The organism is Burkholderia sp. 3C (assembly GCF_054589155.1).
In genome coordinates this window covers 1-9,040 of record NZ_BAAILN010000021.1, presented here as the reverse complement: position 1 = coordinate 9,040, position 9,040 = coordinate 1, and the positions used below count along the sequence as shown (strand labels likewise).

Annotated in this window: 9 protein-coding genes; 3 read left to right on the top strand and 6 right to left on the bottom strand. The window is 66.5% G+C overall.

Annotated features, from left to right (window positions below):
- Nucleotides 1-373 precede the first annotated feature (373 nt).
- Nucleotides 374-1,738 carry a DUF3422 family protein gene (locus ACYP33_RS03035; RefSeq protein ID WP_459619627.1) on the top strand — a complete coding sequence of 455 codons (1,365 nt, stop codon included), beginning with the start codon at nt 374-376 and terminating at the stop codon, nt 1,736-1,738.
- 46 nt (nt 1,739-1,784) lie between these two features.
- Complete coding sequence (locus tag ACYP33_RS03030) at nt 1,785-1,958, top strand: hypothetical protein (protein WP_459619626.1); 174 nt, start codon at nt 1,785-1,787, stop codon at nt 1,956-1,958.
- Between the two features lie 88 nt (nt 1,959-2,046).
- Here ACYP33_RS03030 and ACYP33_RS03025 read toward each other — a convergent pair whose 3' ends face one another.
- The 3 genes from ACYP33_RS03025 to ACYP33_RS03015 all read right to left on the bottom strand — a co-directional run bounded on the left by ACYP33_RS03025 (nt 2,047) and on the right by ACYP33_RS03015 (nt 6,001).
- Complete coding sequence (locus ACYP33_RS03025) at nt 2,047-3,405, bottom strand: MFS transporter (protein WP_414448961.1); 1,359 nt, start codon at nt 3,403-3,405, stop codon at nt 2,047-2,049.
- Between the two features lie 305 nt (nt 3,406-3,710).
- The gene (locus ACYP33_RS03020; protein WP_459619624.1) at nt 3,711-4,676 is read right to left on the bottom strand and encodes an alpha/beta fold hydrolase; all 966 of its coding nucleotides are present in this window, start codon (nt 4,674-4,676) and stop codon (nt 3,711-3,713) included.
- Nucleotides 4,677-4,792: 116 nt separating this feature from the next.
- Complete coding sequence (locus ACYP33_RS03015) at nt 4,793-6,001, bottom strand: MFS transporter (RefSeq protein WP_459619629.1); 1,209 nt, start codon at nt 5,999-6,001, stop codon at nt 4,793-4,795.
- A 266-nt stretch (nt 6,002-6,267) separates the two neighbouring features.
- Here ACYP33_RS03015 and ACYP33_RS03010 point away from each other — a divergent pair, with 266 nt between their 5' ends.
- Entirely contained in the window at nt 6,268-6,882 is a 615-nt protein-coding gene (locus ACYP33_RS03010) for a TetR/AcrR family transcriptional regulator (protein ID WP_414448959.1), read from the top strand.
- A gap of 34 nt (nt 6,883-6,916) precedes the next feature.
- Here ACYP33_RS03010 and ACYP33_RS03005 read toward each other — a convergent pair whose 3' ends face one another.
- From ACYP33_RS03005 to ACYP33_RS02995, 3 genes are all read right to left on the bottom strand, one after another.
- On the bottom strand, nt 6,917-7,546 hold the full coding sequence (locus tag ACYP33_RS03005; protein ID WP_414448958.1) for a VC0807 family protein: 630 nt from the start codon (nt 7,544-7,546) through the stop codon (nt 6,917-6,919).
- 165 nt (nt 7,547-7,711) lie between these two features.
- Nucleotides 7,712-8,455 (bottom strand): CbtA family protein, encoded by a 744-nt coding sequence (locus tag ACYP33_RS03000; protein ID WP_459619621.1) that lies wholly within the window; start codon nt 8,453-8,455, stop codon nt 7,712-7,714.
- A gap of 11 nt (nt 8,456-8,466) precedes the next feature.
- A complete protein-coding gene (locus ACYP33_RS02995; protein ID WP_414440315.1) occupies nt 8,467-8,676 on the bottom strand; it encodes a CbtB domain-containing protein in 210 nt (69 codons plus the stop codon).
- Nucleotides 8,677-9,040: the final 364 nt, after the last annotated feature.

Genomic DNA, 9,040 nt, shown 5'->3' with positions numbered 1-9,040 from the left:
GTCGCAGGCCTGAGCGCGCGGCGCGTCTCCATTGCCTGCGCCGCATGCGGCGCTTTCCCTCCCGCCCCTCTCCCGACACCACGGTGCGCTCCCGCGCCGTGGCCCGCCCGCCAAGCTTCTCCCGCCGATTCGCAAATGACTGCGCCACTGCGACACTTCATGCAATCGCATGGCCCACACATCTTCCATCAGCAAACCTCATAGCTCGAATCAGCAATATTCGCTTTGTCGAAGATATTCGCTCCGGCATAGTCGGAACACGCAGGCGGCCCCGCCAGCCGGTTCGTGATCCTGACTAACCGGCGCAGCCACGCCGCCGTGCGCACCTTGCCGAACTTTCGGTTTCCGAACCTTCGACTCATTCGCCACGACCATGGATCATCCGCTCCGCGCGGCGCTCGCCGCCGAACTGCATGCCCGGCCATTCCTGCGCGTGACGAGGGCCGTCACGCTGACGCACTTCGCCGTCTACAGCGACGCAGATCCGGCCCTGCACGAAACCCTGCTCCACACGCTCTGCACGGCGGCCGGCCTGCCCGCGCCGCCCGACGGCGCGACCCATCACGCCGCCGACAGCGCGCTCGGCTGGCAACTGAAATGGGAACGGCACACCGAGTTCTCCACCTTCACGTTTCTCGCCCCGCGCGACGACACCCAGTATTTCGACGACCTCGCCACGCGCCGCATTCCCGATAGCTGGTTCGCCCAACTGAACGGCGTGCGCTTCGTCGCCGCGCGGCTCGAACTGCTGTCGGGCGACGCGGCGCAGGCCGCGCGCGCCTCGATGCGCGACTGGATCGACGGCCCGGTGCTGACCGGCAGCAACGTGCTCGGCAGCGGCAGCGTGTTCTGCGACTGGACGGTGCGCGACGACGGCTTCATGCGCTTCCTGGTGATCGACGACGATTTCCGCGAGGAGCAAGGCGGCCGGCTGCTGCAACGGCTCTACGAGATCGAGACCTACCGCATGATGGCGCTGCTCGCGTTCCCGGCCGCTCGCGCGCTGGGCCGCGAACTCGACGGCATCCACGCGTCGCTGCAGGCGCTGGTCGGCAGCATGGACGGCCGGCTCGCGGCCGGCGACGACGCCGATCTGCTGATGAAGCTGACCCACCTCGCCGCGCGCGTCGAGCATCTGGCCGAAGTCAGCGGGCGCTTCAGCGCATCGCGCGCCTACGAAAAGCTGGTGCTGGCGCGCATTCACGAACTGCGCGAGGAGCGCATCGAAGGCGTGCCGACCATCTCCGAATTCATGGAACGCCGCTTCGCGCCGGCCATGGAAACCTGCCGCAGCGTGTGGTCGCGCCACGAGCAGATCGCCGCCCGCATCGCGCGCGCCGTGGACCTGCTGCGCACACGCGTGAATCTCGCGCAGGAACGCGACGTCACACGCCTGCTCGAAGGCATGGAACGCACCTCGCGCAACCAGTTGCATCTGCAACATGCGGTGGAAGGGCTCTCGGTGGCGGCCATTTCGTATTACGTGCTGTCGCTGGCGGCCACGGCCTTCAAGGCGCTGCACGTGATGAACCTGCCGATCGACCCCGAACTCGCCGAAGGCCTGCTGATCGGCCCGGTGGTGCTCGCGGTGGTGATGATCACGCGGCGCACGCGAGCACGCATTCGCGACGCCGACGAAGCCCACGGCGGCCACGACCCGCATGCCGCGCCGGGCGGGCAGCGCCCCGCCGGCGGCAGGCGGCTGCACACCGTGCGGCAAGCCACGCCCAGCGCCTGATCCTCAGGATTCCGATCGACTTGCTTTCCATTTCGACTGAACCATCATGAACGCCACCACCCAAGCCGCCGCCATCGCCGCCCCGTCCACCATCGAACGCACGCCGGCTCAAGCCGTCACGCCATATCGCGCCGTGCTGCAACACCCCACCTCGGCGCTGGCCGGCCATGCGGGCGATCACCCCGAAGTCGCCACCAGCGCGATCCTCGGCTACAACTGATCGCATCGCGGGCGCGAGGCGGGCTTCAGCGGTGAAACAGCGGTAAAGCGGCAGTCGGGCAACGCGGCGGCGGATGCCGCCCGAACGCTCAATGCCCGAGCGATTCGATCTTCTCGCCGCCCGGCACGGCTTGCTGCGGGCGCACGCTCTGCTTGACCAGCAGCGCGACGCACGACACCAGGCCGGCCACGGCGACGGTGGCGAACACGTTGGCGAAGCTGACGTGGCGCGCCGTCAGGTTGGCGACCAGGAACGAGCCGGCGATGCCGCCGAAGCGGCCGATGCCGAGCATCCAGGCCACGCCCGTGCCGCGCCCCGCGGTGGGATAGAACGCGGCGGCCAGCGCCGGCAGCGACGATTGCGCCGTGTTCATCAGCACGCCGGCCAGGAACACGATCACCACCAGCGCGCCCACGTTGCCCGCCGCCTGCCCGATGAAATAGACGCTGACGGCCGTCAGCGCATAGCACACCGCCACCACGCGATTGGCGTTGAAGCGATCCATCAGCACGCCGCTCAACACCGCGCCCACGCCGCCCAGCGGGAACAGCGCGGAGATCAGCGTGGCGGTTTTCGGCGCGAGGCCGGCATCCTTGAGCAGGATCGGCATCCAGTTGATCGACGCGTAGAAGATCACGAGGCCCATGAAATAGGCGATCCAGAGCATCACCGAGCCGACGATGTACTGGCGCGACAGCACCACGGCCGCGCCCTTGCCCGGCGTTTGCGGGGCGGTTTCGGTCAGCACGAAGCCGCCGGCTTCCAGCGCCGCCGCCGACACGCGCGCCAGCGTCGCGCGAATCCGCTCGACCGGCTTGCGCGTGGCCACCATGAAGCGCACCGATTCCGGCATCTTGGTCATCAGCGCCACGCTGAGCACCAGCGGCGCGATGCCGCCGAGCATCAGCACGCTGCGCCAGCCGAACTGCGGAATGATCCAGGCCGCCAGGAAGCCGCCGAGCGCCGCACCGAGCGGGAAGCCGCAGAACATCAGGTTGATCACGGTGGCGCGGCGGCGGTCGGGGCAGAACTCGCCCATCATCGTGACCGCGTTCGGCATCGCCGCGCCCAGGCCCACGCCGGTAATGAAGCGCAGCGTGGTCAGCTCGCCGATGCTGGACGAAAACGCCGAGCCGAGGCAGGCCACGCCGAACAGCAGCACCGAGCCGGTCAACAGCACGCGGCGGCCGAGGCGGTCGGACAGCGGCCCCGAGGCGAGCGCGCCACAGGCCAGGCCGAACAGCGCGGCGCTCAATACCGGCGCGAGATCGGGCTTGGTCAGGTGCCATTCGGACAGCAGCGACGGCGCGATGAAGCCGATCGCGGCCGTGTCGAAGCCGTCGAGCAGCACGATCACGAAGCACATCAGGAAGATCAGCCACTGGAAGGCGCCGAACGGCTGTTCGTTGATGAACGTCTGCACGTTCACGACGGGGCTACGACTCATCTCGGGTCTCCTGCGGCGGTGGGGCGGACTGCGCCGCCTCTGTCACGTTGATCGGCTGGGCTGCGCTGAAAATTCGCATACCGAACTTCAGTTCCCAATTTGAACACTTTAGTGTTGCAACGCAAGATCGGTCAACGCGGGGTAGTACCAATGGCAATCGTCATGTGAAAGAAAGCTTGCCGTGGGGTTGAGGCTCAGGCAGCGCTCGGCTGCCGAGCGAATGTCGATTTTCAGTTTCGTATTCGTGATGCGGCGGCTACGCGATGCGTCTGTCGGCCCGAATGGAAAACAACCACCTCACCCGATCAAGGTGCGGCCAGGAACGTCGTGACGGCCTCGTTCAACGAATCGGCGCATTCTTCCGGCAACCAATGGCCGCAGCCGGGAAGCACCTTGCCGGTGACGTGATCGGCGTAGCGGCTGACGACCTGCTGCTCGTATTCGCCCAGGCCGCCGTTGCCGCCACCGCCGATCGCCAACATCGGAGTCCTGATCTTTTCCCGCGAAAGCTGCTTGTTGTCGAGCACCCCCTGGATCAACACACGGTAATACTCGAACGCGGCATGCAGGCTCTGCGGCTTCGCGTATGACTTGCCATAGAGATCGAGAAGCTGCGGCGTGAAAACCGCCGTATTGGCGGCATGCACCTTGATGAAGTGCTCGAAAAAGACCCGCTCCTTGCCGGTGATCAGCGTTTCCGCAAGCTGGTTGTCCGCATCGAAGAAGCTGAAATGCCAGACCAGCGATTCGCCCTTGGACGTAAAGGCGGGGAAGCCATAGATGCTGTCGTCCGGAATGGGCGCTTCCATGTAGACGGCGCGCCGAATCGTGTCCTGATGCTTGACCAGCATGGGGTAGGTGTTCCAGATGCCGATGTCGTGCGCCACCAGATCGAACTGCTGGCCGCCGCTGAATGTCTCCGCCAGTCGATACAGCAACGGCGCCACGTCGATCGCGCGATACGACGCGGGAACCGCCGATTGTCCGAGGCCCGGCAGATCGACCGCCACGACGGTGTGGTTCTTCGCCAGCACCGGCATCAATTGATGCCACTCGTACCATGACTGGCCGAAGCCATGCACCAGATACACCAGCGGCCCGCTGCCGCCTTTGACGTAATGCAGGCGAACGCCATCGACCGTCTGGTAATCGCTGGAAAAACCCGACGGAACGGGAAATTCGTCGGCGGCGAACGTCGGCGCGGCGAGCAATGCAGCAGCCGAGACGGCAAGCGTTGAAAGCAGTTTCTTTAACACGGCAGGGTTCTCCAACTAAACGAGGGGGATGAGCTTCGGGATCGGCCATCGGCCGACAAGGGGAATTTTTTCGACGGGTATTACGGGGCCGCGCCCGCTTTCGCAAGGTGATCGGTCATGGCCTGGATGCCTCAGTGTCCGACGCCGCGCACATGACGCGATCCGGCCTTGAAGCCATGCGTTCGCGCCGCTGCCGCGATGACGAATCCGATCGCCAGCAGCACCACCAACGCGGGCGGAAACGACGACGCACCCCACGTATCCAGCAGCACGCCGCCCACCAGTCCGCCACCCGCGATGGCGCCGTTCCAGGCCACGACGTTCATCGACAGCGCCACGTCTGCGCCGTCGCCGGCGGTATCGGCCAACGCGGTTTGCAACAGCGTCGCCGCACCGCCGAACGTCAGCCCCCACACCGCCACGCCCACATAGATCGCCACCGGCACGCGCGCCAGCCAGACGAACAGCAGCGACACCGCGGCGAAGATCGCCAGGCTGGCCAACACCGCGACGCGCAGATGGTGATCGACCAGACGCCCCGCGATCCCGATGGCAAGCAGCGCGGCCGCGCCGAAGGTCAGCAGCACCACGTCCACATTCGCGGCCAGGCCCGCCTGCGCCACGAACGGCGCGATGTAGGTGTAGAGAATGTTGTGCGCCAGCATCCAGGCGATCACCACGCCGAGCACCGGGCGCACGCCCGGCGTTGTGAACACCCGTCGTAACGGCAAACGCTCGTGGCTGGCTTGACCCGGATAATCCGGCACCTTGGCGAGCACCCACCCGATCAACACCAGGGTCAGCGCCGACATGACGGCAAAGGCACTGCGCCAACCGATCACGGTGCCCAGCCAGGTACCCAAGGGCACGCCGAGCGACAGCGCGATCGGCGTGCCGACCATCGCCACCGCCAATGCCTTGCCCTGCTGATGAACCGGCACCATGCGGCGGGCATACCCGGCCAACAGGCTCCAGGCCAGCCCCGCCGACACGCCGGCGAAGAACCTGGCCGCCAGCGTCAACCCGTAATTCGACGACACCGCCGTGATCGAATTGAAGACGAGGAAACCCGCGATGGTCAGCAGCAGCACGTTGCGTCGCCGCCAACCCTGGGTGGCGATGGTCAGCGGAATGGCGGCCAACAACGAGCCCAGCGCATAGGCCGTAACCATCTGCCCCGCCAGCGAGGTCGAAATGCCGAGGTCCGCCGCCATCTGCGGCAACAGCCCGGCCGGGAGGGTCTCGGTGATGATGCAGATGAAGCCGGTCATGGCCAGCGCCAGGAGCGCTGCCAGTGGCAAGCGGTTGTCCTTGGCCACGGTTGAAGACAGTGTTGTCATGGAGTTCGTTGTCGGTGAAGGAGGGTTTCGGGGCCTCGAACCTGATCTGTCGGCTTCGATATATAACGATCGGTACATATTTAGGCGAAAGATTCCCCCTGGATGCGAGCCGATGCCGGCATCCGAGGCGGAAATCCACCTTGCCCCTGTGACAGGCAACGCATCTAGATATGTATTGATCGATACATTACTTGCCCGGCAGCAAACTTGTCAATGACTTATGTATCGTTTAGTATTTTAGTCATCCCTACTTTCTGGAGTTCGGCATGGCGACAATGGGACGCCCACGAACCTTCGACCGGGACAAGGCGGTCGAGCAAGCGATGGCCATCTTCTGGCAGAACGGCTATGAATCGACGTCGCTGACCCAGTTGAAGGCGGGTATGGCCAACGGCATTTCAGCGCCGAGCTTCTATGCGGCCTTCGGTTCCAAGGAAGCGTTGTTCCAGGAGTGCGTGCAACGCTACCTGTCCACCCACGCGCAGGTCACGGAATGTCTGTGGGATACGCACCTGGCGCCGCGCGATGCCATCGAAACGGCGTTGCGCAACTCGGCGAAGATGCAGTGTGAACGCGGGCACCCGAAAGGCTGCATGGTCGGGCTGGGGGTCATGAGCGCGCCGTCCGAGGAACATGCGGCCGTGACCGAGCCGTTGACACGTTCGCGCACGCGAACGCGAACCGGCATCACGACCTGTGTCCAGCGCGGCATCGACAGCGGCGAACTGCGTGCCGATACCGATGCGCGGGCGCTGGCCACGGTGTTCGATGCGTTCCTGCTGGGGCTTTCCACGCTGGCACGCGACGGGGTTCGTCACACCGTCATGGAAATGGCGATCGGGCAGGTCATGGCCGTGTGGGATGCAGCCTCTGCCCGTTGATGCTTGAAACAGGCCATCGATACCGAAGGCCCCCTTACAGCGTCGCCTCGCCCATCCGCACCCGGCCGCGCATGCGCTTGCGATACCAGAACGTCCACGCCATCAGGCCGCCGAACGTGATGTAGCTGAGGATCGGCGTGACGACCAGTGTGCGCTCGATCGGCCAGACCCACGCGCACCAGCTGCGCAGCGCGCATTCGATGGTCAGGCCCAGCCCCCACGCCAGCGTGATCAGCCGCAACGCGGTGCGCACCGAGGCGCTCTCGTCCCACAGCGCCTCGAAGCGCGGCACGCCGTGCTCGCCCTGGCGCGCCATGGTGGCGCGCGTCAGGTAGTAGGTGATCGGCCGCCGGAACGCAAGCGACACCAGGAACACCACGCCGATCGTGCCGGACACGAACGATTCGCGCACCAGCAGCAGGCGCGGGCTGCCGCCCATCGCCATCAGCGCGATCGACAAGGCGATGCCGAGCAACGCGATGGCCGACAGCGCATCCACGCGGCGCGTGCGCGCGAATTCGACGATGCCCCACGCGAGCGGCGGCACGGCCGACGCGTACAGCGCACCCGAGTCGCCCCAGACCGGCAGCGCAAGCCGGTAGACGACCCAAGGCAGCACGAAATTGACGACCAGTTCGGCAACGAAGGCAGCGCGAATTTTCACGGCGGAGGGGCCGCGCGGGCAAGCCGGCACGGCGAGGCAATGAGGGACGGGCCAGTATAAAGGCGAACGGCCAGCGAAGTGGCCGTGCCGGTAGCGCGCCCGCCGGGTGGCGGGCGGCGGCCGAAGCCGCGTATGCCGGCGGGTTACGTCGGGGTCACGTCGGGGTCACGTCGAGGCCGGCGCGCGGCCTTGGCGCGGCGCGCTCACGAGGCCGCTGCGCTCCACCAGCGCCCCGAACAGCAGGCCGAGCGTGGTCCACAGGATCGCCTGCATGCCGATCGCGGCCACGCGGAACTTCCACAGCACCACGGCCGGGAACGCGGCCGGCACCTCGTTGATGGTGGGCAGCGCATATTGCACGGCCGCCACGATCGCGAGATAGATCAGCCCCGCGACGATCGACGCGTTCCACTGCCCCATGCGCGCCGCGAACGCGCGCCGCAGGTTCAGCGAGAACACGGCGGCGGCGATCGAGATCGCGATCATCAGGAAGAACAGCCCGGTGCGATAGCCGATCGTGTCGGGGTCGCCCACCGACGGCGGATTCGCCGGGTACTTGAGGTTCGGCACGATCACGAGCGAGACGAACGCGGCCAGCGCGAGGCAGGCCGACAGCGTGCGCGGGCGCGTGCTGCCGATCCGCCCGTACGAAAACGCGAACGTCAGCGCGAACAGCCCGCCGAGCGCCGCGCCGTACACCACCACGCCGGTGCCGAGGCCGAGCCCCGCTTGCACAGGACGGCTGACGAGTTCGGGTTCGGGCGCCTCGCCCTTGGCGGCGTCGATCTTTTCCTCGAACGAGATCGCCTGATCGACTTGCGGCTCGCCGGCGATGCGGGCGAAACCGAACGTGAGCAGCCCCGCGGCGATGCCGGCGAGCATCCCGCGTACCAACAGTTTTCCGACCATGAAAGCCCCCGTCAGTGGCAGGGGAAGCCGAGCAGATGGCGGGCGTCGTGCACGAACTCGTGCACGTACATGCCCGGCACGATCGAGGTCGCGCCTTCTTCCGCGCCGACGAAATAGAGCGCGAGCAGCATCAGCAGTCCGCCGAACACGATCCACGGCATCAGCTCGCGGACGGGGATGGGCGCCGGTGCGGCGACCGGCTTCAGGGTGACTTCGGACATGAACGGTTCTCCAGGGATGACGCGCCCCGACTGGCCAACGAAGGCAGTCAACGGAATCAGGGGGTGAATCGCCAAGGCAGGTCTGGCTCGGGCACACGGGGTGCCGCTCACAGTGGCGCGACCGCGCCGGATTCTCACCGGCTTCCGCTCCTGGCAACGGCTGGATTCTACGCGTGATGGCGGTGGAGCGGAAATGGGGAGCTGGGTTGGCGCTGAGTGGTCCTGATTAACTCGGATTGGCCCCGGCTGTCTCGGCTGTCTCGGCTGTCTCGGCTGTCCCGGCTGTCCCGGCTGTCCCGGCTGTCCCGGCTGTCCCGGCTGTCCCGGCTGTCCCGGCTGTCCCGGCTGTCCCGGCTGTCCCGGC

Coding starts and splice junctions, on each gene's coding strand:
- ACYP33_RS02995 (WP_414440315.1), bottom strand. CDS start 8,676: ATGTCCGAAGTCACCCTGAAGCCGGTCGCCGCACCGGCGCCCATCCCC.
- ACYP33_RS03010 (WP_414448959.1), top strand. CDS start 6,268: ATGGCGACAATGGGACGCCCACGAACCTTCGACCGGGACAAGGCGGTC.
- ACYP33_RS03015 (WP_459619629.1), bottom strand. CDS start 6,001: ATGACAACACTGTCTTCAACCGTGGCCAAGGACAACCGCTTGCCACTG.
- ACYP33_RS03025 (WP_414448961.1), bottom strand. CDS start 3,405: ATGAGTCGTAGCCCCGTCGTGAACGTGCAGACGTTCATCAACGAACAG.
- ACYP33_RS03000 (WP_459619621.1), bottom strand. CDS start 8,455: ATGGTCGGAAAACTGTTGGTACGCGGGATGCTCGCCGGCATCGCCGCG.
- ACYP33_RS03035 (WP_459619627.1), top strand. CDS start 374: ATGGATCATCCGCTCCGCGCGGCGCTCGCCGCCGAACTGCATGCCCGG.
- ACYP33_RS03030 (WP_459619626.1), top strand. CDS start 1,785: ATGAACGCCACCACCCAAGCCGCCGCCATCGCCGCCCCGTCCACCATC.